At 59.1% G+C, this 24,403-nt stretch carries 25 protein-coding genes and 2 pseudogenes; 16 read left to right on the forward strand and 11 right to left on the reverse strand.

Features of this window, described 5'->3' with window-relative positions:
* The first annotated feature begins 590 nt into the window (after window positions 1-590).
* Window positions 591-2,045, forward strand: a complete 1,455-nt coding sequence (locus D7I37_RS04065; protein ID WP_242502800.1) for a ShlB/FhaC/HecB family hemolysin secretion/activation protein — start codon at window positions 591-593, stop codon at window positions 2,043-2,045.
* Window positions 2,046-2,108: 63 nt separating this feature from the next.
* On the forward strand, window positions 2,109-5,429 hold the full coding sequence (locus D7I37_RS04070) for a GLUG motif-containing protein (RefSeq protein WP_129543343.1): 3,321 nt from the start codon (window positions 2,109-2,111) through the stop codon (window positions 5,427-5,429).
* Between the two features lie 75 nt (window positions 5,430-5,504).
* On the opposite strand, the gene murA is transcribed toward D7I37_RS04070, so the two are convergent.
* From murA to mlaF, 7 genes are all read right to left on the reverse strand, one after another.
* The gene (murA, locus tag D7I37_RS04075) at window positions 5,505-6,764 is read right to left on the reverse strand and encodes a UDP-N-acetylglucosamine 1-carboxyvinyltransferase (RefSeq protein ID WP_061797108.1); all 1,260 of its coding nucleotides are present in this window, start codon (window positions 6,762-6,764) and stop codon (window positions 5,505-5,507) included.
* 55 nt (window positions 6,765-6,819) lie between these two features.
* Complete coding sequence (ibaG, locus tag D7I37_RS04080) at window positions 6,820-7,074, reverse strand: BolA family iron metabolism protein IbaG (protein ID WP_061797107.1); 255 nt, start codon at window positions 7,072-7,074, stop codon at window positions 6,820-6,822.
* Window positions 7,075-7,214: 140 nt separating this feature from the next.
* A complete protein-coding gene (gene mlaB, locus D7I37_RS04085; RefSeq protein WP_061797106.1) occupies window positions 7,215-7,517 on the reverse strand; it encodes a lipid asymmetry maintenance protein MlaB in 303 nt (100 codons plus the stop codon).
* On the reverse strand, window positions 7,517-8,146 hold the full coding sequence (gene mlaC, locus D7I37_RS04090) for a phospholipid-binding protein MlaC (RefSeq protein WP_129543344.1): 630 nt from the start codon (window positions 8,144-8,146) through the stop codon (window positions 7,517-7,519). The genes mlaB and mlaC overlap by 1 nt, the downstream gene beginning before the upstream one ends.
* A 14-nt stretch (window positions 8,147-8,160) precedes the next feature.
* Entirely contained in the window at window positions 8,161-8,712 is a 552-nt protein-coding gene (gene mlaD / locus D7I37_RS04095; protein WP_061797095.1) for an outer membrane lipid asymmetry maintenance protein MlaD, read from the reverse strand.
* Window positions 8,713-8,716: 4 nt separating this feature from the next.
* Window positions 8,717-9,499: a lipid asymmetry maintenance ABC transporter permease subunit MlaE gene (mlaE, locus tag D7I37_RS04100; RefSeq protein WP_061797094.1), complete on the reverse strand. Its 783-nt coding sequence runs from the start codon at window positions 9,497-9,499 to the stop codon at window positions 8,717-8,719.
* 4 nt (window positions 9,500-9,503) lie between these two features.
* On the reverse strand, window positions 9,504-10,319 hold the full coding sequence (mlaF, locus tag D7I37_RS04105) for a phospholipid ABC transporter ATP-binding protein MlaF (protein ID WP_061797092.1): 816 nt from the start codon (window positions 10,317-10,319) through the stop codon (window positions 9,504-9,506).
* Between the two features lie 42 nt (window positions 10,320-10,361).
* Here mlaF and D7I37_RS26950 point away from each other — a divergent pair, with 42 nt between their 5' ends.
* From D7I37_RS26950 to D7I37_RS04175, 14 genes and pseudogenes are all read left to right on the forward strand, one after another.
* Entirely contained in the window at window positions 10,362-10,649 is a 288-nt protein-coding gene (locus tag D7I37_RS26950) for a hypothetical protein (protein WP_165283085.1), read from the forward strand.
* A gap of 19 nt (window positions 10,650-10,668) precedes the next feature.
* Complete coding sequence (locus D7I37_RS04115; protein WP_061797091.1) at window positions 10,669-11,646, forward strand: calcium/sodium antiporter; 978 nt, start codon at window positions 10,669-10,671, stop codon at window positions 11,644-11,646.
* Between the two features lie 16 nt (window positions 11,647-11,662).
* On the forward strand, window positions 11,663-12,649 hold the full coding sequence (gene kdsD, locus D7I37_RS04120; RefSeq protein WP_061797105.1) for an arabinose-5-phosphate isomerase KdsD: 987 nt from the start codon (window positions 11,663-11,665) through the stop codon (window positions 12,647-12,649).
* A 17-nt stretch (window positions 12,650-12,666) separates the two neighbouring features.
* Window positions 12,667-13,221, forward strand: coding sequence for a 3-deoxy-manno-octulosonate-8-phosphatase KdsC (kdsC, locus tag D7I37_RS04125; protein WP_129543345.1), 555 nt, complete (start codon window positions 12,667-12,669; stop codon window positions 13,219-13,221).
* Entirely contained in the window at window positions 13,218-13,796 is a 579-nt protein-coding gene (gene lptC / locus D7I37_RS04130) for an LPS export ABC transporter periplasmic protein LptC (RefSeq protein ID WP_061797089.1), read from the forward strand. The genes kdsC and lptC overlap by 4 nt, the downstream gene beginning before the upstream one ends.
* Window positions 13,765-14,304: a lipopolysaccharide ABC transporter substrate-binding protein LptA gene (gene lptA, locus D7I37_RS04135; RefSeq protein ID WP_129543346.1), complete on the forward strand. Its 540-nt coding sequence runs from the start codon at window positions 13,765-13,767 to the stop codon at window positions 14,302-14,304. The genes lptC and lptA overlap by 32 nt, the downstream gene beginning before the upstream one ends.
* 6 nt (window positions 14,305-14,310) lie before the next feature.
* A complete protein-coding gene (gene lptB / locus D7I37_RS04140; protein ID WP_129543347.1) occupies window positions 14,311-15,036 on the forward strand; it encodes an LPS export ABC transporter ATP-binding protein in 726 nt (241 codons plus the stop codon).
* 50 nt (window positions 15,037-15,086) lie between these two features.
* The gene (gene rpoN, locus D7I37_RS04145; RefSeq protein WP_061797084.1) at window positions 15,087-16,520 is read left to right on the forward strand and encodes an RNA polymerase factor sigma-54; all 1,434 of its coding nucleotides are present in this window, start codon (window positions 15,087-15,089) and stop codon (window positions 16,518-16,520) included.
* A gap of 23 nt (window positions 16,521-16,543) precedes the next feature.
* The gene (hpf, locus tag D7I37_RS04150) at window positions 16,544-16,831 is read left to right on the forward strand and encodes a ribosome hibernation promoting factor (protein WP_129543348.1); all 288 of its coding nucleotides are present in this window, start codon (window positions 16,544-16,546) and stop codon (window positions 16,829-16,831) included.
* A 159-nt stretch (window positions 16,832-16,990) separates the two neighbouring features.
* Window positions 16,991-17,452 (forward strand): PTS IIA-like nitrogen regulatory protein PtsN, encoded by a 462-nt coding sequence (gene ptsN, locus D7I37_RS04155; RefSeq protein ID WP_095099411.1) that lies wholly within the window; start codon window positions 16,991-16,993, stop codon window positions 17,450-17,452.
* Between the two features lie 131 nt (window positions 17,453-17,583).
* Window positions 17,584-18,438: an RNase adapter RapZ gene (gene rapZ, locus D7I37_RS04160; protein ID WP_061797083.1), complete on the forward strand. Its 855-nt coding sequence runs from the start codon at window positions 17,584-17,586 to the stop codon at window positions 18,436-18,438.
* Window positions 18,435-18,707: a PTS phosphocarrier protein NPr gene (gene npr, locus D7I37_RS04165; RefSeq protein ID WP_061797082.1), complete on the forward strand. Its 273-nt coding sequence runs from the start codon at window positions 18,435-18,437 to the stop codon at window positions 18,705-18,707. Before rapZ ends, npr begins: the two co-directional genes overlap by 4 nt.
* Before the next feature lie 206 nt (window positions 18,708-18,913).
* Window positions 18,914-19,141, forward strand: a pseudogene (locus D7I37_RS04170) (type II toxin-antitoxin system HigB family toxin); the annotation flags it as partial.
* Window positions 19,138-19,565: pseudogene (locus D7I37_RS04175) on the forward strand (type II toxin-antitoxin system HigA family antitoxin). The pseudogenes D7I37_RS04170 and D7I37_RS04175, both read left to right, overlap by 4 nt.
* A gap of 82 nt (window positions 19,566-19,647) precedes the next feature.
* Here the strand turns inward: D7I37_RS04175 and D7I37_RS04180 are convergent.
* From D7I37_RS04180 to D7I37_RS04195, 4 genes are all read right to left on the reverse strand, one after another.
* A complete protein-coding gene (locus tag D7I37_RS04180) occupies window positions 19,648-20,043 on the reverse strand; it encodes a hypothetical protein (protein ID WP_095099419.1) in 396 nt (131 codons plus the stop codon).
* A gap of 21 nt (window positions 20,044-20,064) precedes the next feature.
* The gene (locus tag D7I37_RS04185; RefSeq protein WP_242502802.1) at window positions 20,065-21,138 is read right to left on the reverse strand and encodes a hypothetical protein; all 1,074 of its coding nucleotides are present in this window, start codon (window positions 21,136-21,138) and stop codon (window positions 20,065-20,067) included.
* A gap of 62 nt (window positions 21,139-21,200) precedes the next feature.
* Window positions 21,201-23,117 carry a transcription antiterminator gene (locus D7I37_RS04190; protein ID WP_061797080.1) on the reverse strand — a complete coding sequence of 639 codons (1,917 nt, stop codon included), beginning with the start codon at window positions 23,115-23,117 and terminating at the stop codon, window positions 21,201-21,203.
* A 51-nt stretch (window positions 23,118-23,168) separates the two neighbouring features.
* Window positions 23,169-24,383, reverse strand: a complete 1,215-nt coding sequence (locus D7I37_RS04195) for a lactonase family protein (protein ID WP_129543349.1) — start codon at window positions 24,381-24,383, stop codon at window positions 23,169-23,171.
* Window positions 24,384-24,403: the final 20 nt, after the last annotated feature.

The following is a 24,403-nucleotide window of genomic DNA, read 5'->3' on the forward strand; positions in this document are numbered from 1 at the left end:
TCAATATAAAAAAATAATAATACTGTTCTATTTCATAATTTCATTACGATTGAATAATAAAAATATATAAATAAAAAACCAAGAATATTAAAAATGAATTAGTTACGACAATGATGTGATATTTTATTTAAAAGAACGCGTTATTTAACAGCAAAAAAAAACACACTCCTTTTATTTCCTCTGTATACTGCACGACATCAACTCGGCATCGCCATAACCTCAATAATGATTGAGCGCACCAGGCTAATGGTGCGTCCAGGGATATAGATTAATTAACGCTTTAATCTAAGAATGGAATTCTTTTCGTGAATACAATTAAATATAACAACGACCATATATTATGGATTAATCGCCCTCCCCGCACGCCTGCCATTTCATCCCGGCGATATCGGCCGCTTTCGACCTACCACGGCCTAGCGCTGCTTTTACTGTTCTCGCCGCTGAGCCAGGCAGCGCTGCCCGGCGCCGGCCAAGCTATCAGGGATCTTGAAAACGAGCGCCCCAGCCTGCCGCCGCCGGTGCAACTCTCGGCCCCCTCGGCCAATGCGGCGCCGATCGCGCCATTAGACGACGGCTCGCCGCGAGTTCGGGTGACGAAGTTTATTATCAGCGGCAACCACAGTATTCCTTCCGAAAAGATATTGCCGCTGCTGCGCGACTTGAATGGCAGGGAATTAACCCTGCCCCAGCTAAAACAAGCGGCCCAGCGCGTCACTTCTTATTATCGTCAACGGGGGTACGTGTTGACGACCGCTTATTTGCCCAAGCAGGAAATCGTCGATGGCCGGGTGCATATTGACGTGCTCGAAGGCCGTTATGGGCAAATCCGGCTGAATAACCGTTCGCACGCGGGCGACGGCGTATTGCTGCAGCCCCTGTCCGCACTGAAAAGCGGCATGCCGGTAACCGGCGCTCGGCTTGAACGCAGCCTGCTGTTATTAAGCGATACTCCCGGCGTGAAAGTGAATAGCACCCTGCTGCCGGGCGAGCGGCCCGGCACCACCGACTGGCAAATAGACGCGACGCCCGGGCCGTGGGTCAACGGCTCGTTGCAGGCCGACAACTACGGCGACAGCTATACCGGCGAGTATCGCGGCGGCGGCGCGCTCAGCGTCAATAGCCCACTGCGGCTGGGCGACAGGCTGGATCTGCGCCTGCTGAGCAGCGATAAGCGCCAGCGCTATTACCGCGTTTCGTACCAACTTCCCGTCGGCCCCTGGTCCACCCGGCCGGGCGTTGCCCATTCATCGATGCGCTATCGGCTGGGGAAAGACTTTAGCGAGCTGCAGGCGCACGGCAACGCCGCCATCAACAGCATTTTCGTTGCCCAACCGCTGCTGCGCAGCCGCGCGCTGAATCTCAATGCGCAGCTGCAGTTCGAAGATAAAACGCTGCAGGACGACATCGATCTGTTCGATAGCCGCAGCCGGAAGCGCATCGCGCTCTGGACGGCGGAAATCAGCCTCAATGCGCAGGACCGCTGGCATGGCGGGGGGCAAAGCGCGGCCTCGCTGGCTTACGCCTTCGGGCACCTGCGGATTGACGACCCCTACGCTCGCCGATGGGACAGGCTCACCGCAGAGACCGCGGGCCAGTTCAGCAAGCTGATGCTCAGCGCGCTGCGCCTGCAAACTCTAAACGACCGCGTCCAGCTCTATGGTCAGCTGAACGCGCAGTGGTCGCCGGGCAACCTCGACGCCTCGGAAAAATTCAACGTTGGCGGCCCTTACGGCGTGCGCGCCTATGCGCCAGGCAGCGGCAACGGCGATCTGGGTTGGCAAGCCAGCCTGGAACTGCGCTATGCCCTGCATCCCGGGTGGCAGCTGAGCGCCTTTGTCGATCAGGGCCAGGCGCGCCTCAACCGGCAGCCCTGGACGCCAGAAAAAAACACTCTGCATATGTCGGCCGCCGGTTCGGCGCTGGCCTGGGGCGGCGCCAACCACCAACTCTCCCTGACGGCGGCATGGCCGCTGGCCCAATCGGGCCCCGGCGGCAACACGGAAAAGTCCCCCCGCATTTGGCTTCAGGCTGCCAGATATTTCTGAGCGTCTGATGATAAAGACCCGCTGCCTGGAAAGCAGCACGCATGATAAAAAGGAAATCATTTCATGAATAAAATTTACGCACTGGTATGGAACCCGGCTCAGGAATGCTGGAACGTCGTCAGCGAACACTGCAGCCGCTGCGGCAAGGGCAGCGCCAAACGCCGCCTGGCGGTGGCGCTGTCGCTGCTGGGTCTGACGGCGCTGGAACCGGCCCACGCCTTGCCGACCGGGCAAAATATCGTCGCCGGCCAGGGCAGCATCACCACCAACGGCCAGAGCATGACGGTCAATCAGCAGAGCGACAAGCTGATTACCCAATGGGACGCTTTCAATGTCGGCCGGGATGAAAGCCTGACCTTCAAACAGCCGGGCCGCGGCTCGGTGGCGCTGAACCGCGTGATGGGCGTTAACGGCAGCGATATTCAGGGGAAAATAGACGCCAACGGTAAAGTTTTCATCGTCAACCCTAACGGCGTTATTTTCGGCAAGACCGCCCAGGTGAACGTCGGCGGGCTGGTGGCTTCTACGCGCGACATCAGCAACGTCGACTTCCTGGCCGGCAAAAACCGCTTCGTCGGCACATCGCAGGCGGAAGTTCGCAACGAGGGCGTTCTGAATGCCGCCCAGGCAGGCAGCATTGCCCTCCTCGGCGCCCAGGTCAATAACCAGGGGGTGATCCTGGCGCAGATGGGCAGCATCGCGCTGGGCGCGGGTGATGACATTACCCTGAACTTCGACGGCGATAATTTATTAAACCTGAAAATTGACGGCGCCGCCGCCAAGGCGCTGGTGCAAAACGGTGGCCTGCTGAAAGCCGATGGCGGCCAGGTGCTGATGACCGCCAGAACGGCCGGCGACATGCTGCAAACCGTGGTGAACAACCGGGGCGCCATCGAAGCGACCACGCTGAACAATCAGGCGGGCCGCATCGTGCTGGATGGCGGCGAACGCGGCGTGGTGAACGTCGCCGGGCGACTGGACGCCAGCGCCAATGCCGGCGATGGCGGCGTGATTGAAACCCGCGGCGCACGCGTGGCGGTGCAGACGGCGACGCAGATAACCACCCGGGCGACCGCCGGCAAGACCGGCAATTGGAAACTGACCGCCACCGACGTTAACGTCGGCGATGGCGCCACCCTCAAGGCCGACACCCTGTCGACCGCGCTGACCAACAGCAACGTTGAGCTGGTCAGCACCCAGGGTAACGTCGCCATTTCCGCGCCGGTCGCCTGGCAGAGCGCCAACAAGCTGTCGCTGACGGCCGAACGCGCCGGGATCAACATCAATGCTCCGCTGAAGGCCACCGGCGCAGGCGCCGGCCTGGCGCTGAATCATAAGACCGGCTATACGCTGAATAACGCCGCGTCAGTCCAGCTATCCGGCAACGGAGCCTCGTTCAGCCTCAATGGCGAAAGTTACAAAGTGGTGCAGAATCTGGCCCAGTTGCTCGATATCAACAAGGATTTAAACGCCCGCTATGTATTAGGCAACAACATTAACGACAGAAGCAGAATCAATGCGATTGGCGGCAATGGCGCGTTTTCCGGCACCTTCGAGGGGTTGGGCAATACGCTGCAAGGGCTGACCATCGGCGGCAACGGGCCTTATGTTGGCCTGTTCGGCGCTTCGACCGGTAAAATCAGCAACCTGAATCTGGACTCGATAACGGTCATCACCAACGGGCGCTCGCAGTTTTCCGGCACCCTGGCGGGATACAACGCGGGGACCATCCAGAACGTCAAAGCAACCAACGTCAACGTTAGCGGCAGCGGCGATCTCGGCGGGCTGGTCGGGGCCAATATGGGCACCTTGTCCAACGTGCTGGTCAGCGGCAGAGTCAACGGCAGCAATTCCCGCTTTGTCGGCGGCCTGGTGGGCGTCAACTTTGGCAACGCCGGCCGGATAGACAACAGCCAGGCGAACGTCAACGTATTCAGCAACGTGCTCGACACCGACGGCAACGGCGGCGTTGGTGGCCTGGTCGGCAGAAATGCCGCGGTTATCGCCAACTCAACCAGCCAGGGCACGGTCGGCGCATCAGGCAACGCGGTGAATATCGGCGGGCTGGCGGGGCTGAATACCGGCCGCATCACCCATGCGCTGTCGAACGCCGCCGTGGCCGGCAACCGCGGCAGCCTGACGGGCGGCCTGGTCGGCCTTAACCAGGGCGACATCAGCAATTCGGCCGCCGTGGGTTACGTCACCGGCAACGGCAGCAAGGCCATCGGCGGATTGGTTGGGCGCAACGAAGGCGCGCTGCGCGACGTCCAGGCTAACGGCGACGTGCTGGACACCGGCAGCCGCAACGTCGGCGGCTTAATCGGCATCAATGAGACGGCCTCGGAGCTTAAAAACGTTCAGGCGAAAAACGCGGTCACCGGCGGCGACAATGCCAACGTCGGCGGGTTGGTCGGCCTGAACAAGGCGGGCAAAATCGCTAACGCCTCCGCCGGCGGCAAAGTCAGCGGGGGAGACAACAGCCTGGTCGGCGGGCTGATCGGCGATAACTACGGCAGCCTGAGCAACGTCAGCGCAGATACCGAGGTGCGTGCCGGTAAAGCCAGCCGCGCCGGCGGACTGATTGGCCGCAACGGCGCCGTCGTCGTCAGCAACGCCGACGTGCGCGGCAGCGTGGTCGGCGCCTTCAGCCAGGCGTTGGGCGGGTTGATCGGTGAAAATAACGGCGGAACGCTCGAGCGGGTCAGCGCGGATACCCGCGTCGCCGCCGGCGACGACGCCATGGCCGGCGGCCTGGTCGGCAACCACCGAGGGGGGCGCATCAGCAACGCCAAAACCGCCGGCAGCGTCAGCGCCGCGGCCAACAGCCGGGTAGGCGGCCTGGTGGGCAACAACGAGTACGGCAATATCAGCAACTCGCAGTCCAGTGCCCGTGTCAAAGGCGGCTACAACAGTGACGTCGGCGGCCTGGTGGGCTATAACCAGGGCGCACTCTCGCAGGTGCAGGCCTCCGGCGACGTTGAAGGCGGGGATGTCAGCCGCGTTGGCGGCCTGGTGGGCATACACGCCTACGGCGCCTCCGGCGATATCCTACAGGCGAGCGCCTCCGGTAACGTCACCGGTAAAGCCGGCAGCAACGTCGGCGGCATCGCAGGCAAAAATGACGGCCTCATCAGGCACGCGTCCGCCTCGGGCAAAATCAGCAGCGCGGAAGCCTCGATGCGCGGCGGATTAGTCGGTTTCAACACCGGCAAAATCTACGACTCTTCGTTCAGCGGTTCGGTGATGCCGAAGCAGTTTGACGGGCAGTGGGTGGGCAGCCTGGTCGGGATAAACGTGATGGGTTATCTGCGGAACAACAGCGTTTCCGGCGTCTCGGCGAGCCTGCCGAAGGCGGGGCTAAATTTCGACGGCGCTATCGAGTAATCAGCGTTAAAACGGCTTCCCGTTCCGGAAGCCGGTTCCATCTACCGCCGGCGCTGATGCGCCGGCGGTCAACGCTTACTCGCCCTTCACTCGCTCGATGTTCGCCCCCATGGCGCGCAGCTTGTCTTCGATACGATCATAACCGCGATCGATATGATAGATGCGATCAACCACGGTCACGCCGTCGGCGATACAGCCGGCGATCACCAGGCTGGCGGAAGCGCGCAGATCGGTCGCCATCACCTGAGCGCCGGAGAGCTGCTCAACGCCGTGGCAAATCACCGTGTTGCTCTCGATCTCCGCGTGCGCGCCCATGCGGATCAGCTCCGGCACGTGCATAAAGCGGTTTTCGAAAATGGTTTCGGTGATCACGCCGGTGCCTTCCGCCACCAGGTTCAACAGGCTGAACTGGGCCTGCATATCGGTCGGGAAGCCCGGGTGCGGCGCAGTGCGCACGGTGACCGCCTTCGGACGTTTGCCGTGCATGTCCAGGCTGATCCAGTCTTCGCCCACTTCGATATCCGCCCCGGCCTCGCGCAGCTTGGCCAGCACCGCATCCAGCGTGTCCGGACGGGTATCGCGGCACAGCACTTTGCCGCCGGAAACCGCGGCGGCGATCAGGAAGGTGCCGGTTTCGATACGGTCAGGCAGCACGCGGTACACGCCGCCGCCCAGACGTTCGACGCCTTCGATGGTGATTTTGTCGCTGCCGGCGCCGGTGATTTTAGCGCCCAGCGTGTTGAGGAAGTTGGCGGTATCGACAATCTCCGGCTCACGCGCGGCGTTCTCGATCACGGTCACGCCGGTCGCCAGGGTGGCGGCGCTCATGATGGTCACGGTAGCGCCGACGCTCACCTTGTCCATCACGATATGCGCGCCCTTCAGGCGGCCTTCGACGGAAGCCTTGACGTAGCCTTCTTCCAGTTTGATTTCGGCGCCCAGCTGCTCCAGACCGGTAATGTGCAGATCGACCGGGCGCGCGCCGATCGCGCAGCCGCCCGGCAGAGAAACCTGGCCGCGGCCGAAACGCGCCACCAGCGGCCCCAGCGCCCAGATGGAGGCGCGCATGGTTTTCACCAGGTCGTACGGCGCGCAGAACTCGTTCACGCCGCTGGCGTCGACAAACACCGAGCCGTTGCGTTCGATCTTGGCGCCCAACTGGCTGAGTAGCTTAATGGTGGTATCGATGTCCTTCAGCTTGGGGACATTCTGCAGCTCGACCGGCTCTTCCGCCAACAGCGCGGCGAACAGGATCGGCAGGGCGGCGTTTTTAGCCCCGGAAATAGACACTTCACCGCTCAGGCGGGTCCGACCCTGCACACGAAATTTATCCATTTGACTACTCTCTGTTATCTAATCTGAAGCTGCCCGCCCCAGGGGGCAAACAGCCTTAAAATCCGTTGAGTTTGCGGTCTCGCTGCCACTCTTCAGGGGTGTACGCTTTGATCGACAAGGCGTGAATGCGGTTGTCGGCAATGTATTCCATCAGCGGCGCATAGACCGTCTGTTGCTTTTTGACGCGGCTCATGGCGGCAAACAGTTCGCCGACCACGATCACCTGGAAGTGGCTGCCGTCGCCCGTCACGTGCGCTTCGTCCAGTGCCAATGCCTGCATCAGCACGTCTTTAATCTCGTTGGTTTCCATAGTATCCAGTTCTGCAGCTAAAGGATCATAAACAGCCTAGTATCTTAGTGGAATACGACGTTTTCTTAAACTAAAGAAAAAGCCCCTGTTCAACAGGGGCTTTGTATCGAGGCTTCGCGTTGCGGCAGCGGAAAACAGGGCTAACCAGCGGTATCGACAGGCATTATGGCTTGCAGATTATAGAGCGCGACCAGCGTTTTCAGCCGATCGGTGGCGCCGGAAATTTTTAGCTCCACGCCGCGCTGGCGCTGTTGTTCACGCAGATGCAGCAGCAGCGCCAGCCCGGAAGAGTCGACGCGCTGCAGCTGCGCCACGTCGATCGCGGTTTTATCCGCCAGCAACGCGTCCCGCTGCCGCCACAGCGGCAGCAGCGTTTCCCGATCCAGCTCACCGCGTAAAATCAGCGTTTGCTGCTGCGATTCAAAGCTGAGCGCCGCCGACATCAGTTTTTCTGATCCAGGGTGATTGGCTGCGCCGCAGCGGACTGCAGCTGCTTGGTCAGGCCGTCGATGCCCTGGGTACGCAGGGTGGAAGCCCACTCGTTCTGCTTGGTGGTGATCATGCTGACGCCTTCGGCGATCATGTCATACGCCTGCCAGTAGCCGGTTTTGCTGTTTTTGCGCCACTGGAAGTCCAGACGCACCGGCGGGCGCCCGCCGTTGTCGATGATGGTCACGCGGATCGCCACGATGTTGGCGTCGCCCAGCGGCTGCTCAGGCGCAATCTGGTAGGTCTGGCCGTGGTACATCGCCAGCGCCTGGCCGTAGGCCTGCTCCAGGTAAGACTGGAAGGCGGTGAAATAGGCTTCGCGCTGCGCCGGGGTCGCCTCTTTGTAATAGCGGCCCAGCACCAGCGCACCGGCGTATTTGACCTGTACGAACGGCATCAGCTCCTGATGGACGATGGCGCGCAGGTAGTTGGGATCCTGCTTGATTTTCGGCTGTTCGGTTTTCAGACGGGTAAAGGTCTTCTGAGCCGCGTCTTGCATCAGGCTGTACGGGTTAGTTTGATCGGCCGCATTCGCCAGCGGCGCGACCACCAGCAGGGCCACCATCAATAAACGTTTAAACATGCAGGTTTCCTCTTTTAATGACTGGGTACGGCGGGTTGCGGTGCAGCGGCGCCGGCAGCCGGCTCGGCGGCCGCGTCTCCCGGTTTGGCGTTGTCCTGGCCGCCGCTTTTATACAGGAACTGGCCGATCAGATCTTCCAGAACCATGGCAGACTTGGTGTCCTGAATGGTGCCGCCGTCTTTCAGAATGGTGGTGCCCATATCCGGATCTTCAAAGCCCACGTTGAGCGCCAGATACTGCTCCCCCAGCAGGCCGGAGGTGCGGATCGCCAGCGAGCTGGTGTCCGGGATCTGGTTGTATTTATCCTGGATGTCCAGCGCCACGCGCGGCGTATAGGTTTTCGGATCGAGCGAAATGTCGGCCACGCGGCCAATCACCACGCCGCCGATTTTCACCGGCGAGCGCGCCTTCAGGCCGCCGATGTTATCGAAAGTCGCATAGATGCGGTAGGTCGGTTCGTTGCCGATCGACTTAATGTTCGCCACTTGCAGGCAGATAAACACGATGGCGCACAGCGCAATCAGCATAAATGCCCCCACCCAGATTTCACTCTTCTTCGTTTGCATCGAATCAATTCCCAAACATCAGTGCTGTCAGCACGAAATCCAATCCCAACACCGCCAGTGACGAATGTACCACGGTACGGGTCGTTGCCCGGCTAATCCCCTCGGAGGTCGGTACGGCGTCATACCCGTTGAAGATAGCAATCCAGGTCACGGTAATGGCGAATACCACGCTCTTGATCAGGCAGTTGAGCAGATCTTTTTTCCACTCCACGGCGCCCTGCATCGCCGACCAGAAGAAGCCGCTGTCGATGCCCTTCCAGTCCACGCCGACCACCGAACCGCCCCAAATGCCGACCGCGACGAAGATGATCGTCAACAGCGGCATGCTGATCAAACCGGCCCAGAAGCGCGGCGCCACGATGCGCCGCAGCGGATCGACCGCCATCATTTCCAGGCTGGAGATTTGTTCGGTCGCCTTCATCAGGCCGATTTCGGCGGTGAGCGCGGAACCGGCCCGGCCGGCGAACAGCAGCGCGGTCACCACCGGCCCCAGCTCACGCAGCAGCGACAGCGCCACCATCATGCCCAGGCTGGCCTCGGCGCTGTAGGTGGTGAGCACCAGATACCCCTGCAGCCCCAGCACCATGCCGATAAACAGGCCGGACACCATGATAATCAGCAGCGACTGCACGCCGACGCTGTGCAGCTGTTTCAGCAGCAGCGGCCACTGCTTGCGCGGTTCAGGCCGCCCGACCAGCGCGTTGAACAGCATCAGCCCGGCCCGGCCGAAGCTGGCGCTGGTGTTGATGCCACGGCGTCCTATCGACGCTAACGCCCGTAATAACATGAGCTTATTTACTCCCTAAGCCTAGCAGTTCGGCCTGATAATCACCGGCCGGATAACGGAACGGCACCGGCCCATCGGCAATACCATCCAGAAACTGGCGCACCCGCGCATCAGGATTGTTCTGTAATTGCTGCGCCGTGCCCTCGGCGATCACCCGGTGGTCGGCGACGATATACGCGTAGTCGGCGATGCTCAGCACCTCCGGCACGTCATGCGACACCACGATGCAGGTAATGCCCAGCGCATGGTTCAGCTCGTCGATCAGCTTCACCAGCACGCCCATGGTGATGGGATCCTGGCCGACGAAGGGTTCGTCGAACATGATCAATTCCGGATCCAGCGCGATCGCCCGCGCCAGCGCCGCACGCCGCGCCATGCCGCCGGACAGTTCGTTGGGCATCAGCTCGGCCGCGCCGCGCAACCCCACCGCTTCCAGCTTCATCAGCACCGTGCTGCGCAGGATCGGTTCCGGCAGCTTGCTGTGTTCGCGCAGCGGATACGCCACGTTTTCGAACACCGTCAAATCGGTGAACAACGCGCCCGACTGAAACAGCATGCTCATTTTCTTGCGCGCGTCATACAGCTGATGGCGGGACAACGCGGGAATATTGTCGCCATCAAACCAGATCTCGCCGCGGTCCGGCGCCAGCTGGCCGCCGATCAGGCGCAGCAGCGTGGTCTTGCCGATGCCGGACGGCCCCATGATCGCCGTTACCTTGCCGCGGGGAACCGTCAGGTTGATGTCTTCGAATATCAGTCGATCGCCGCGTGAGAAGCTCATATCGCGCACTTCGACCAGATTCTCTGCCTTCTGGTGCATGTTATCTAGATCCTTTACGGCTCATTTTTTGCCAGGCCCTGCTTGCTTGAAGCGGCAACGCCAGCTTCGTTTGGGTACAAATTTACCCGCGATGTTAAAGCAACGGGCGCAATGCGTCTCATCTTTACAAAAACTTACCGCCATTTCGCTACCAATGATGCCATTGGTTTTACTTTTATGCGCCACCCGTTCAAAATTAGCGCCATAACGAAAAAAAGCGAAAGTGTTCATATATTAGCCGGGAAAACCCGTTGCTGCGGCTTCAGTCTGCGCAACGGAGGGCAAAGCAAGATAGCCGAAGAGCGGCTTTTAACCAACGAACCGGGATGATACCCACAAAGGACCCTGCATGTTTCTCGCTATAGCATTATTAATCGTTGGTTTATTTTTACTGGTATATGGCGCCGACCGTTTAGTTTACGGTGCTGCGGTGATTTCCCGCTCGCTCGGCGTGCCGCCGCTGATTATCGGCATGACCATCGTCGGCATCGGCACCTCGCTGCCGGAGCTGATCGTCTCGACCACCGCCGCGCTGAACGGGCAAATAGACATGGCCGTGGGGAACGTATTGGGTTCCAACATCGCCAATATTTTATTGATCCTCGGGGTCGCCGCGCTGATCCATCCGCTGGCGGCGCGTTCGGAAGTGCTGCGCCGCGAACTGCCGCTGATGTTGGCGGTCACAGTATTGTGCGGTTTCGTGCTGATGGACGGCACCCTGAGCCGGCTGGACGGCGTGCTGCTGCTGGCCGCCGCCGCCGGGTTCATTCTGCTGATGCTGAAAATCGCCCGGCTGGCGCAGCGCGAAGGCAGCGACAGCCTGACCGTCGAGCAGCTAGCCGAACTGCCGCAGGACAGCAGCAACACCGTGGCGGTGCTGTGGCTGGTGCTGGCGTTCATCATTCTGCCGCTGTCGTCCAAAATGGTGGTCGATAACGCCACGGTGATCGCGCACTACTTCGGCATCAGCGAACTGGTGGTCGGGCTGACCGTCATCGCCATCGGCACCAGCCTGCCCGAACTGGCCACCACCATCGCCGGCGCACTAAAGGGCGAGGATGATATGGCGATTGGTAATATCATCGGCTCCAATATTTTCAACACGGTGATCGTGCTGGGCGTCCCCGCCCTGCTGTCGCCGGGCAGCGTTGACGCCGCCGCGTTCCAGCGCGATTACTGGGTGATGCTGGCGGTCAGCATTCTGCTCAGCGCCCTGTGCATCGGCCGCAAGCATCGCATCGGCCATCTGGCGGGCGCTCTGTTATTATGTGGCTTTATTGCGTATCTTGCGGTGCTGTTCTTTAACCCTTTCAATACTTTCGGCTAAACCGACGGGAATGAGCATGTCGAACATACAGTTGCAACCTGGCTTCGATTTTCAACAGGCCGGCAAAGAAGTGCTCCAGATCGAGCGCGAAGGGCTGGCTCAGCTCGACGGCCATATCGATGCGAATTTTACCCGCGCCTGCGAAGCCATCGCCGCCTGCGGCGGCAAAGTGGTGGTGATGGGCATGGGCAAGTCCGGCCACATCGGCTGCAAGATCGCCGCCACCTTCGCCAGCACCGGTACCCCCTCATTCTTCGTTCACCCGGCGGAAGCCAGCCACGGCGATCTCGGCATGGTCACCGCACAGGACATCGTGCTCGCCATTTCCAACTCCGGCGAGTCCAATGAGATCCAGGCGCTGATCCCGGTGCTGAAACGCCAGCAGATCCCGCTTATCTGCATGACCAACAACCCGGAAAGCTCGCTGGGCAAGGCGGCGGATATCCACCTGTGCATCAAGGTGCCGCAGGAGGCCTGCCCGCTGGGTCTGGCGCCGACCACCAGCACCACCGCCACGCTGGTGATGGGCGATGCGCTGGCCGTGGCGCTGCTGAAAGCGCGCGGCTTCACCCCGGAAGATTTCGCGCTGTCGCATCCGGGCGGCGCGCTCGGCCGCCGGCTGCTGCTGCGGGTGAGCGACATCATGCACGGCGGCGATGAAATCCCGCACGTCAGCGCCGACGCTTCGCTGCGCGACGCGCTGTTGGAAATCACCCGCAAAAATCTGGGCATGACGGTCATCTGCAACGATCTGATGAAAATCGCCGGCATCTTCACCGACGGCGACCTGCGCCGGGTGTTCGATATGGGCATCAATCTCAACGACGCCAAGATCGCCGACGTCATGACGCTCGGCGGCGTGCGGGTGCGCCCGAGCATGCTGGCGGTCGACGCGCTGAACCTGATGCAGCAACGCCACATCACCGCGCTGCTGGTTGCCGATGGCGACCAGTTGCTGGGTGTGGTACATATGCATGACATGCTGCGCGCCGGCGTCGTTTAATTAAGGAATAGAACGGAATGAGTACGGTAAAAACCTGCTACGGGCCGGTAGAGCAAGACGTGATGGCGCGTGCCGGTAAAATCCGCCTGCTGATTTGCGACGTCGACGGCGTGCTGTCCGACGGCCTGATTTTCATGGGCAACAACGGCGAAGAGTTAAAAGCCTTCAACGTGCGCGACGGCTACGGCATCCGCTGCCTGAAGACCTCGGACATCGAGGTGGCGATCATCACCGGCCGCTCCGCCAGGCTGCTGGAAGACCGGGCGAAGACCCTCGGCATCACCCATCTGTATCAGGGGCAGTCCGATAAGCTTTTGGCCTTCCGCGAACTGTTGGATACACTGTCGCTGACGGCGGATCAGGTGGCCTACATCGGCGACGATCTGATCGACTGGCCGGTGATGGCGCAGGTGGGTCTGGCGGTCGCGGTGGCGGACGCGCATCCATTGCTGACGCCGCGGGCCCATTACGTTACCCGCATTGCCGGCGGCCGCGGCGCGGTGCGCGAACTGTGCGACATTATTCTTTTGGCTCAGAATAAGCTGGAGGACGCCAAAGGGCTGTCGATATGAGCAAAACCAAACTTTGGATCACCATCCTGCTGGCGGTGATCGCGCTGGCGTTGATCGGTTGGAACATGACGGATTTCAGCGATGACAGCGTTCCGGCGCCGATCAACGATCGGTCGCCGACGTATCAGAGCCAGCATACGGTCACCGTGGTGTACAATCCGGCCGGCAAGCTGAGCTACAAGCTGGTGGCGGAAGACGTGAACTATTACACCGCAGACGAGCTGAGCTGGTTTACCCAACCGGTGATGACGCTGTTTGATGAAAATGCGGTGGCGACCTGGTCAGTGCGCGCCGATCGCGCCAAACTGACTAAAGACCGCATGCTGTATCTTTACGGCCACGTCGAGGTGAACAGCCTGACCACCACCTCGCAGCTGGAAAAAATTAAAACGGACAATGCTCAGGTGAACCTGGTGACCCAGGACGTGTCCTCCGATGACGAAGTCACGCTCTACGGGACGAACTTCACCTCTAACGGCATGAAAATGCGTGGGAACCTGCGGGCCAAGACCGCCGAGCTGATTGATAAGGTTAAGACCAACTATGAAATTCAGAACCAAAAAACCACTCCGTAATCTGTTGATCGGCAGCTTAGTTTTGGCCGCCAGCGCCCCGGCACTGGCGCTGAAATCCGATTCTAACCAACCGGTTAGCATCAACTCGCTGAAGCAATCGCTGGACATGCAAAGCAACGTCAGCACCTTTACCGACAACGTGGTGATCAAGCAGGGCACCATCGACATTCGCGCGGACAAGGTGGTGGTCACCCGGCCGGGCGGGGATCAGAATAAAACCTATATTGAAGCCTTCGGCAACCCGGTAACCTTCTACCAGATGCAGGACAGCGGCAAGCCGGTGAAAGGCCACGCGCAGAAAGTGCGCTACGACGTGGCGACGCAGCTGGTGACCCTGACGGGCAACGCCTATCTGGAACAGCTCGACAGCAACGTGAAAGGCGACCGCATCACCTATCTGGTGCAACAGCAGCAAATGCAGGCGTTCAGCGATAAAGGCAAACGCGTGACTACGGTTCTGGTACCGTCGCAGTTGCAAGACAAAAACGGGCAAAAGAAGAGTAACTAATCACTTATGGCTACACTCATCGCAGAAAACCTGGCGAAAGCCTACAAGGGCCGCAAAGTCGTTGAAGACGTCAGCCTGAAAGTGAAATCCGGCGAGATCGTCGGCCTGCTGGGGCCGAACGGCGCCGGCAAAACCACCACCTTTTACATGGTGGTCGGCATCGTTCAGCGCGACGCCGGGCGCATCGTGATCGACGAAGAAGACATCAGCCTGTTGCCGCTGCACGCTCGTGCGCGCCGCGGTATCGGCTATCTGCCGCAGGAAGCGTCGATCTTCCGCCGCCTGAGCGTGTATGACAACCTGATGGCGGTGCTGGAGATCCGCGACGATCTGTCCGGCGAACAGCGCGAAGACCGCGCCAAAGAGCTGATGGAAGAGTTTCACATCACCCACCTGCGCGACAGCCTGGGCCAGGCGCTGTCCGGCGGTGAACGCCGCCGCGTCGAGATCGCCCGCGCGCTGGCGGCCAACCCGAAATTCATCCTGCTGGATGAACCCTTCGCCGGGGTTGACCCGATTTCCGTTATCGACATCAAGAAAATCATCGAGCACCTGCGTGACAGCGGCCTGGGCGTGCTGATCACCGACCACAACGTGCGCGAAACGCTGGACGTGTGTGAACGCGCCTACATCGTCAGCCAGGGCAAACTGATTGCCCACGGCACGCCGGATGCTATTCTGGCCGATGAGCAGGTGAAACGCGTTTATCTGGGCGAAGAATTCCGCCTCTGAGTGCCAGCGCGTCCTGAAGGACGACGGTTAACGGAAGTAGACAGAAGATTATGAAGCAAGGTTTGCAACTCAGGCTCAGCCAACAGCTGGCCATGACCCCGCAGCTCCAGCAGGCCATTCGCCTGCTGCAGTTGTCCACGCTTGAGCTTCAGCAAGAGATACAGCTGGCGTTAGAGAGCAACCCCCTGCTTGAGCAAACCGATCTGCACGACGAAATCGACGCCAAAGAGGCCACCGACACCGAAGGCCTGGATACCCGCGAGGCGCTGGAACAGAAGGACATGCCCGAAGAGCTGCCGCTGGACGCCACCTGGGACGAAATCTACACCGCCGGCACGCCGTCGGGCACCGGCACCGATTACAGCGATGACGAACTGCCGGTGTATCAGGGCGAAACCACCCAGACGCTGCAGGATTATCTGATGTGGCAGGTGGACCTGACGCCGTTCTCCGATACCGACGCCGCCATCGCCACTTCGATCGTCGATGCGGTCGACGACACCGGCTACCTCACCGTGCCGCTGGAAGACATTCTGGAGAGCATGGGTGACGAGAATGTGACCATGGACGAGGTCGAGGCGGTACTGAAGCGCGTGCAGCGTTTTGATCCGGTCGGCGTCGCCGCGCGCGATCTGCGCGACTGCCTGCTGGTGCAGCTTTCCCAATACGCCAAAGACACGCCGTATCTGGCCGAGGCGCGGCTGATCATCAGCGAGCACCTGGATCTGCTGGCCAATCACGACTTTCGCAGCCTGATGCGATCAACCCGGCTAAAAGAAGATACACTGAAAGAAGCGATGCTGCTGATTCAGTCGCTCGACCCGCGCCCGGGGCAGTCGATCAACACCGGCGAGTCGGAATACGTCATTCCGGACGTGCTGGTGCGCAAGGCGCAGGATAAATGGACGGTTGAGCTCAACGCCGACAGCATTCCCCGTCTGAAGATCAATCAGCAGTACGCCGCGTTGGGCAACAGCGCGCGCAGCGAAGCCGACGGCCAGTTTATCCGCAGCAACCTGCAGGAAGCCAAATGGCTGATTAAAAGCCTGGAAAGCCGCAACGAGACCCTGTTGAAGGTCACCCGCTGCATCGTCAGCCAGCAGCAGGCTTTCTTTGAACAGGGCGAAGAATTTATGAAACCCATGGTGCTGGCGGATATCGCCCAGGCCGTGGAGATGCATGAATCGACAATTTCGCGCGTCACCACGCAGAAGTTTCTGCACAGCCCGCGCGGTATTTTCGAATTAAAATATTTCTTCTCCAGCCATGTGAACACCGACAGCGGCGGCGAAGCCTCCTCGACGGCGATCCGGGCGTTGGTGAAGAAATTGATTGCGGCGGAAAACCCCGCCAAACCGCTCAGCGACAGCAAGCTGGCCACCCTGCTTTCCGATCAGGGGATCATCGTGGCGCGGCGCACCGTCGCCAAGTACCGAGAGTCTTTGTCCATCCCGCCGTCGAACCAGCGTAAACAGTTGGTTTGACCTCTATTGAGAAGGAAGACACTATGCAGCTCAACATTACCGGACACCACATCGAAATCACCGATCCGTTGCGCGAGTTCGTGAACAACAAGTTCGCCAAACTCGAACAGTATTTTGATCGCATCAATCAGGTGTATGTTGTTTTAAGTGTGGAAAAAGTGCAGCAAATTGCGGAAGCAACGGTGCACGTGAATGGAGGCGAGTTGCACGCCACCTCGGAAGACGAGAATATGTATGCCGCAATTGACATGCTGATCGACAAACTGGCGCGCCAATTGAACAAACATAAAGACAAACTGAAGCAACACTGACACTCTGACCCTCTTCCCGTCAGGGCGCTGCTCAACCGCAGCCTCAGCTATCGGCGCGTTACCTGTATGGGTAACGCGCCGAAACGGTAATCAGGGTTAAAACAGGCGAAAAACCGCCTTGTCGGGTTCACCCGCGGCGCGGTTTTAAGTGAAGATGAGATGAACAACGAATATATGCAACTCAGCTCGGTGTTAAACATCGAGTGCACCAGAAGCTCGGTACACTGCACCAGCAAGAAACGGGCTTTGGAAATTATCAGCGAACTGGCGGCCACTCAGCTCAACCTGCCTTCGCAGGTGGTGTTTGACGCGGTTCTCACCCGGGAGCGCATGGGCAGCACCGGTATCGGCAACGGTATCGCCATTCCCCATGGAAAACTGGAAGAGGACACACTGCGGGCCGTTGGCGTGTTTATCCGTCTCGACCAACCTATCGCCTTCGACGCCATCGACAACCAGCCGGTCGATCTGCTGTTCGCCCTGCTGGTGCCGGCCGATCAGTGCAAGACCCATTTGCATACCCTGTCGCTGGTCGCCAAGCGCCTGGCCGACAAAACCGTATGCCGCCGCCTGCGCGCGGCGCAGAGTGACGAAGAGCTTTACCAAATCATCACCGAGTAACGCCCGGCTGACGTGACTTCCAGCCAGGATAGCGATACTGTTTCACCATGATGGATCCCGGCTTAGGCCGGGATAATAAAGAGTCTAACGGCGGCGACCAACGCCGCCGAGTTGCCAGGGGGAGTTGCCACATGGTGCTGATGATTGTCAGCGGCCGTTCCGGTTCAGGGAAATCCGTCGCCTTGCGGGCGCTGGAAGACATGGGTTTTTACTGCGTTGATAACCTGCCCGTGGTGCTGCTGCCGCAGCTTGCCAATACGCTGGCGGAACGCAACAGCTCCGCCGCGGTGAGCATCGACGTGCGCAACATGCCGGAATCGCCGGAAGTGTTCGAGTACGCGATGACCCAGCTGCCCGAGAGTTTTTCGCCGCAGCTGCTGTTCCTCGACGCCGACCGCAATACGCTGATCCGCCGCTACAGTGATACCCGCCGCCTGCATCCGCTCTCCAGCAAGAACCTGTCGCTGGAAAGCGCGATCGATGAAGAAAGCGATCTGCTCGAACCGCTGCGTTCACGGGCCGATCTGATCATCGACACCTCGGAAATGTCGGTGCATGAACTGGCCGAAATGCTGCGTACCCGCCTGCTGGGCAAACGCGAGCGCGAGCTGACCATGGTGTTCGAGTCCTTCGGCTTCAAGCACGGCATCCCGATCGACGCCGACTACGTGTTTGACGTGCGCTTCCTGCCGAACCCGCACTGGGATCCCAAGCTGCGCCCGATGACCGGCCTGGACAAGCCGGTAGCCTCGTTCCTCGATCGCCATACCGAAGTGCACAACTTCATCTACCAGACGCGCAGCTACCTGGAACAGTGGCTGCCGATGCTCGAGACCAACAACCGCAGCTACCTGACGGTGGCGATCGGCTGTACCGGCGGCAAGCACCGCTCGGTCTACGTGGCGGAGCAGCTGGCCGATTACTTCCGCTCGCGCGGCAAGAACGTGCAATCGCGCCACCGCACGCTGGAAAAACGCAAACAATGACGGTCAAACAAACGGTTGAAATCAAAAACAAGCTGGGCATGCACGCCCGCCCGGCGATGAAGCTGTTTGAACTGGTGCAGAGCTTTGACGCCGAGGTGATGCTGCGCAACGACAGCGGCACCGAGGCCGAAGCCAGCAGCGTGATTGCGTTGCTGATGCTCGACTCCGCTCAGGGGCGGCAAATCGAAGTCGAAGCCAACGGCCCCGACGAAGTGAAAGCGCTGGCCGCGGTGGTCGAGCTGTTCAACTCCGGCTTTGACGAAGACTGATCCGAAAAAACCTGAGCGCGCCGCCCTGGCGCGTTCAGCTTTCAAAAGCTTCATCGGCACAATTGCGCATCCTCTTCCAAATTTTGCAACAACCTGGTGCAAATTCACTCGTTTTGTTCCCCAGAAAACTCGCCCGGTTATAGTCCCCAGCAGACCGTACAAATAATCTGACATCTCGCCAGCCGCAGCGCAGAAAATAATGAGAAACGCTGCGGCGAGGCAGCTTCAACACGCCGGACGATTTAAAAGCCCTTTTTCCCAGTCTGGACCGCATGAAATATAGAGCTAAATGGTGGGTCATTGATATCGGGGGCAACAATCTGAGGATGCTGTTTTTTGCCAGTTTCGATACCCAGAAAATCTTTGTTAAACACATTGTCTGCCACGCTGGGTACCACAAGCTGATGCAGCTGTACCGAAGGAACCAGGAATGATTTCAGATGCCATCAAGGCCACTCAGGAGCTGCTGCGCGCCGTCCCGTTGCTGCGGGGCAGCACCTCGCAACAGGACTATCGGCAGGCGCTTGAATTGGTTGAGCACCTGCTTGAAACCGACGAACATAATCCGCTGGTTGACCTGTTGGCGGCAAAAATTGCCGAGTTTGAAGAGAGCGGCCCCGACTTTGCCGAATTTAATCTGCGGCAGCGGCAGCGGCAGCTGCCGCAGGGCGTCGCCGCGTTGAGCGTGCTGATGGAGCAACACCAACTGAGTCAGCGCGATTTTGAAAACGAGATAGGCAAAAATCGCTGGTCAGCCAAATCCTGAACGGAAAGCGGTCTCTCACCATTCCCCATATCATGGCGCTGGCCAAGCGCTTTAATCTGCCTCCGGCCATTTTCCTGCCGGAAGCCCGCTGACCGAACCATCGCCGCTAAATCCTGCTCAGGCAGAGCCATAAGGCGCTATCGAGGTTATTTTGTTTAAAATTTCAATCTTGGTTTATGCCGTGATCTCAGCCACGCCCCCAACCAACATTGAAATGACTATCAACAACATCCAGACGAAATTGATGTAGTAGTAGTGGATTAGCCATCTCGTTTCTACGCCAGGCAACGATTGTAGAAATTCATAATGGGCTTTGGGTAGCCAAACGCGTTTGCCAGTTTTTATCGGTGTCCCCGCAAGCAATTTTTTAAAATGAGCGGTTATAAAAAAACTGCCAAAATACCCAAGATTGCTAAAAAACTGATACGAGGGATTCAGTGGCCAGCCTTGTGACTGATACTGCTTAACAACGCTTTCGTATTTTCTTTTATTTAGGCCAAAATAAATCACGCTGAAAATAATAATAAACGTCGATATAAAAAACATCACTGCGCCTACGGTCATCAGCATAGAAAAAATCTCATAATCCAGTTACTTGAGCAATAAGTCAGCCATGGAGTCACCAAATTTCTCCCCTCCAGAGCTACCTAGCAAACCGCCAGAAACGCCGCCAATCGTCGAACCAACAATAGCACATGCTAATCCCGCACTACCGGCCATCGGAGCACTAATAATACCCAACGCGACACAGAGACCACCTGCCGCCGCCGTCCCGGCAACCCCACCGGCAATACCTAACCCAGCTCCACCAAAGAAGCCGCCATACCCTTTCAATGCGACTCGAGTACATTCATTTTCGCGTCCGCTAGTACAGGCGTGATAAATATCGTTAGACGTGCTAACTCCGGCCGCTGCCAATCCTATCCATCCTGCTCCTTTCATAAACCTTACCGCCTTACCGGCACCGTCAAGATAAGTCGAGTAGCCTTTTATAGCCCCTATCCCCACCGTTGACCACTCATGAACGATTGAGCGACTCGACAAATTCAACGCACTTTTGATGCTCTCATACGGATGCAAATTCAGAATCTTACGCGCCAGCCGGCTAATTATCGGTTTATCCAACAGAACCTTCAATTCATTAAACAGCCGCTGTCTTTCAACAAAAAATTGTTGGCCGATTAGCGTACCTTGGGTACGGAACTGGTTCTGGTAGCTCATTTCGATCTTTTTAAGAATCTCATCGATACGAGTGAAGTATTGCTTACCAGCATCACTCGCAATGCCCAACCCAGTGCTACTGCCATTCAGTATGGTTGCAATGGTGGCATAATGACGCTGAAGAAAATCTGCCTGATCGGTGCTGACAGCGTCCATTGCGTGATTGACCTTTCCCTTGGCCAGGCGCAATTGCTGTAACGATGCCTCCTGCTGAGAGTTATTGGGATCGGCGACAAGCAGTATTTGTCCCGGTTTAACCCACGGAGTATCGGCATTAATCTGCATAAAATAACGGGCGGCTTCGCTACGTGGATTGCGAAACAACATGTTTCCTTGGGAAGCCAGAGAACCCGGAGTATCAACAACGCAATACCCAGGTTCAATACGTTGGCGAGAGGGGAATATCATCTGAATGACTCCTGTCATTAAAAAATAAAAATCCATTATTGTCCGTCAATGCGCCCATCAAGTTACTGCAAACAGCATCGAACCACAAACCATCGCCGCTAAATCCTGCTCAGGCAGTCCAGCGCCACCGCCTTGAAGCTGTCGAAGCTGTCGCTGCCCAGCAGCCGGCTCATCGAGCGTTCGCGCACGAAGGTGACGAACAGCTCGTAGATCGCCATCGCCTCTTCATAGTCGCTTTTGCTGATCGCCAGCAGGAAGATCACGTGGGCGATTTCGCCCTCGCCCCACGCTACGCCCTGCGGCGCCAGCAGCGTCACCACCACGGTCTTCTTCGCCAGCAATCCCAGCGAATGCGGCAGCGCGATGCCCTCGCCCAGCAGGGTTGAAACTATCGCCTCGCGTTCGACCACCGAAGGATAGAAATCCTCGCCGACATAGCCTTCCCGCTCCAGCTGGCCGCACACCGTGCTGAACAGCTCCGCCTGGGTCAGCGGCTGGTTGATCACCATAAAGTGGCCGGCGTCGAAAAACTTTTCCAGCATATAGGGCTTGGTGCGATCCACCAGCACCAGCTTGCCCAGCTGCTCCAGCTGGTACTCGGTCGGAAACGGCGACATCACCACCACCGGCTTGTTCTTTTCGCCGATGCGGGCGTTGGAAATGACGAAGTCTTCGTCGATGTGGTTCAGCATCTCGTAATCGCGCAGCGAAACGATGCGCGTCATCACCAGCTGCGGGTATTTGCGGGCGATCTGCGCCTGGATCATCCGCACCGTGGAGTTGCCGGTGTCGCACACCAGCATCACCTGCGGATGACGCTCGTAGCCGATATTGTAATGCCGCTCCAGGCCCACGCCGATATGCAGCACCAGGTAGCCGATCTCGTTTTCGCTCAGGGTATAAGGGGTGTATTTCCCCCAGCTGGCGACCGCCGCCAGCGTGACGTCGTAGGCCATCGGATAATGCTGTTTGATGTTGGCCAGCAGCGGGTTGGGTATGTTGATTTGGTATTTCACCCGGGTAATCATGGTTTTGATGTGGGTGAGCAGGTCGGCCCGCAGCTGTTTGTCGCCCTGCAGGTTGTAGTTATAGTGCGCGTTGATGTAAGACAGGATGTAGTCCACCAGCGCCTCTTCGTCATCGGCGTTGATCTCGGTGGGCTGCACCTCCTGCACCCGCCGCGCGGCAATATTCACCCGCAGATAGGCCTCTTCGGCCATCGAAATTTCCTTGCCGGATGCCTTGCGCAACTCGCCGGCCAGCCAGGTGGAGACCTTGCGCACCGCGTCGTCGCCGTCCTCCACGTCGAAGTCCGGCAGCGGATAGCCGTCGCCGATGCGCCGCAGCGCCACCGCGCAGTAGAAGATCAGATATTGCTCGCCCTCATCGGTCAGACGAATGGCGTACTGCGACAGCAGCGGGTGCAGCAGCCCGGCGAAGGCGGCTACCTGCGGCTGCAGCAGGATGTCGTTATTGAGCAGCGGATTTTCGGCGTCGGCCAGATGCAGCTGGAACAGCAGATCGGTCAGGCAGGCGCGGATCGCCATCTCAGAACCGAACAGCTTCATGCCGTAACGCGGTTTGGTTTCGATGGTCAGCTGATAATGCGCCAAACGCTCCCTCACCTCAGCCATGTCGTTTTGCAGCGTCCCGCGGCTGACAAACCATTCATCGGCCAGATCTTCCAGCTTCAGGGAAAAGGCTGAGGTCAAAAAGCGTACCAACAGATAATGCACCCGTTCCTGCGCGCTGCGCGGGGTGGCGTGCTTGCGGCGTTCCTGATGCTGCAGGGCGCTGAACAGCGCGGCGTCGTCCACCTGCAGGCGATAACCGGCTCCGCGGCTGTGCACGAAGCGCGCGCCATATTTTTCCAGAATATCGTTCAGCGCGGTGATGTCCGCCCGCACCGTGCGGGTGGAGACGGCGAAACGCTTGGCCAGCTCGTCCTGCGGCAAGGTTTCGGACTGCAGAGCATCAAACAAAGAGGCCAAACGCGGGTAAGGGAATCGTACCATTCTGTTTCCGTTAATCAGGGTGCCCGCCCGAAAAGTCAGGCGGGCAACGGGTTACTTCGCCACCGGCAAGAACGCCATTTGTGAAGGGCTGCCGATCGGCGTATAGCCAGCCGCAAAGCTGAGCTTGCCGCTGGCCGGATCTACGCTGAAACGGGTGACGTTATCGCTGCGCTGATTCAGCGCATACAGATAACGCCCGTCCGGGCTCAGGGTCAGTGAACGCGGGTAGTCGCCGCGCGTCCAGGTTTCCGCCACCGGCGTCAGTTCGCCTTCCGCGCCGACGCCGAACTGAGCAATGCTGTTATGCAGCCGATTGGCGACATACAGATTGCCGCCGTCCTGGCTCAGCGCCAGCCCCGCAGCGAAGCTGGTACCCTTATAATCGGCGGGCAGCGTAGAAACGGCGCGCAGCTGTTTCAGAGTACCTTTTTGGCCGTCAAAACGGTAGCTGGTCAGCGTCGAAGCCTCTTCATTCACCAGCAGCAAGGTTTTGCCGTCCGGGTGGAACACGAAATGCCGCGGCCCGGCCCCGGCGGAAGACGCGGCGATCCAAGGCGGATCGTTCGGCGTCAACTTGCCGCTGGCGGCGTCAAACCGCCACTGGTAGATGCGATCCAATCCCAGATCGGTAGAGAAGACAAACTTGCCGCTCGGATCGCTGGCGATCATATGCGCGTGCGGGCCGTTGTGATCGCTGATGGCGAAGCTGCCTTCCACCGCCGCAGCCGGTTCGCCCGCGCCCGCCGGCCCCTGCTGCTGCTGCACCGAACTGGCGCCGCCCAGGCTGCCGTCTTGTTCCACCGGAAACGCCGCCACGCTGCCGCTGACGTAGTTAGCCACCAGCAAATGGCCGCCGTCCGGCGTCAGCGATAGATACACCGGCCCGGCGCCCTGCGAGTCTACCTGGTTGAGCTGCGTCAGGCCGCCGTCGCTCGGGTTGACGCGATAGGCGGTGATGCCGCCGTGTTTGCCGCCGTTGAAATCGGCCACTTCGCTGGCGACGTACAGCGTTTTGCCGCCGGCGTCCAGCGTCAGCTGCGCCGGGTTCGGCGCTTTGCTGACCAGCACAGGCGCGCTCAGCGCGCCGCTGGCCGGGTCGACCCGTACCCGGTAAACGCCTTCGCCGTTGGGATTGTAGGTGCCGATATAGGCAAAATGAGATGACGTGGAGCGCATTGCATCCTCAGCGTGCAGCGCCGAGCTGAACATGGCCGACAGCGCCAGGGACAACGCGGTGCTTAAGGTAGGAGACTGCCAGTTTCGCATAGTTATCCTTATCATAGATA

The sequence above is a fragment of the Serratia sp. 1D1416 genome (assembly GCF_003641105.1).
Lineage (GTDB): Bacteria > Pseudomonadota > Gammaproteobacteria > Enterobacterales > Enterobacteriaceae > Serratia > Serratia ficaria.

Coding starts and splice junctions, on each gene's coding strand:
- mlaC (WP_129543344.1), bottom strand. CDS start 8,146: ATGTTTAAACGTTTATTGATGGTGGCCCTGCTGGTGGTCGCGCCGCTG.
- kdsC (WP_129543345.1), top strand. CDS start 12,667: ATGAGTACGGTAAAAACCTGCTACGGGCCGGTAGAGCAAGACGTGATG.
- D7I37_RS04070 (WP_129543343.1), top strand. CDS start 2,109: ATGAATAAAATTTACGCACTGGTATGGAACCCGGCTCAGGAATGCTGG.
- rapZ (WP_061797083.1), top strand. CDS start 17,584: ATGGTGCTGATGATTGTCAGCGGCCGTTCCGGTTCAGGGAAATCCGTC.
- D7I37_RS04115 (WP_061797091.1), top strand. CDS start 10,669: ATGTTTCTCGCTATAGCATTATTAATCGTTGGTTTATTTTTACTGGTA.
- D7I37_RS04195 (WP_129543349.1), bottom strand. CDS start 24,383: ATGCGAAACTGGCAGTCTCCTACCTTAAGCACCGCGTTGTCCCTGGCG.
- D7I37_RS04180 (WP_095099419.1), bottom strand. CDS start 20,043: ATGCTGATGACCGTAGGCGCAGTGATGTTTTTTATATCGACGTTTATT.
- hpf (WP_129543348.1), top strand. CDS start 16,544: ATGCAGCTCAACATTACCGGACACCACATCGAAATCACCGATCCGTTG.
- mlaB (WP_061797106.1), bottom strand. CDS start 7,517: ATGTCGGCGGCGCTCAGCTTTGAATCGCAGCAGCAAACGCTGATTTTA.
- lptA (WP_129543346.1), top strand. CDS start 13,765: ATGAAATTCAGAACCAAAAAACCACTCCGTAATCTGTTGATCGGCAGC.
- kdsD (WP_061797105.1), top strand. CDS start 11,663: ATGTCGAACATACAGTTGCAACCTGGCTTCGATTTTCAACAGGCCGGC.
- mlaD (WP_061797095.1), bottom strand. CDS start 8,712: ATGCAAACGAAGAAGAGTGAAATCTGGGTGGGGGCATTTATGCTGATT.
- ptsN (WP_095099411.1), top strand. CDS start 16,991: ATGAACAACGAATATATGCAACTCAGCTCGGTGTTAAACATCGAGTGC.
- rpoN (WP_061797084.1), top strand. CDS start 15,087: ATGAAGCAAGGTTTGCAACTCAGGCTCAGCCAACAGCTGGCCATGACC.
- lptB (WP_129543347.1), top strand. CDS start 14,311: ATGGCTACACTCATCGCAGAAAACCTGGCGAAAGCCTACAAGGGCCGC.
- mlaF (WP_061797092.1), bottom strand. CDS start 10,319: ATGCACCAGAAGGCAGAGAATCTGGTCGAAGTGCGCGATATGAGCTTC.
- ibaG (WP_061797107.1), bottom strand. CDS start 7,074: ATGGAAACCAACGAGATTAAAGACGTGCTGATGCAGGCATTGGCACTG.
- D7I37_RS04185 (WP_242502802.1), bottom strand. CDS start 21,138: ATGGATTTTTATTTTTTAATGACAGGAGTCATTCAGATGATATTCCCC.
- mlaE (WP_061797094.1), bottom strand. CDS start 9,499: ATGTTATTACGGGCGTTAGCGTCGATAGGACGCCGTGGCATCAACACC.
- murA (WP_061797108.1), bottom strand. CDS start 6,764: ATGGATAAATTTCGTGTGCAGGGTCGGACCCGCCTGAGCGGTGAAGTG.
- D7I37_RS04190 (WP_061797080.1), bottom strand. CDS start 23,117: ATGGTACGATTCCCTTACCCGCGTTTGGCCTCTTTGTTTGATGCTCTG.
- npr (WP_061797082.1), top strand. CDS start 18,435: ATGACGGTCAAACAAACGGTTGAAATCAAAAACAAGCTGGGCATGCAC.
- lptC (WP_061797089.1), top strand. CDS start 13,218: ATGAGCAAAACCAAACTTTGGATCACCATCCTGCTGGCGGTGATCGCG.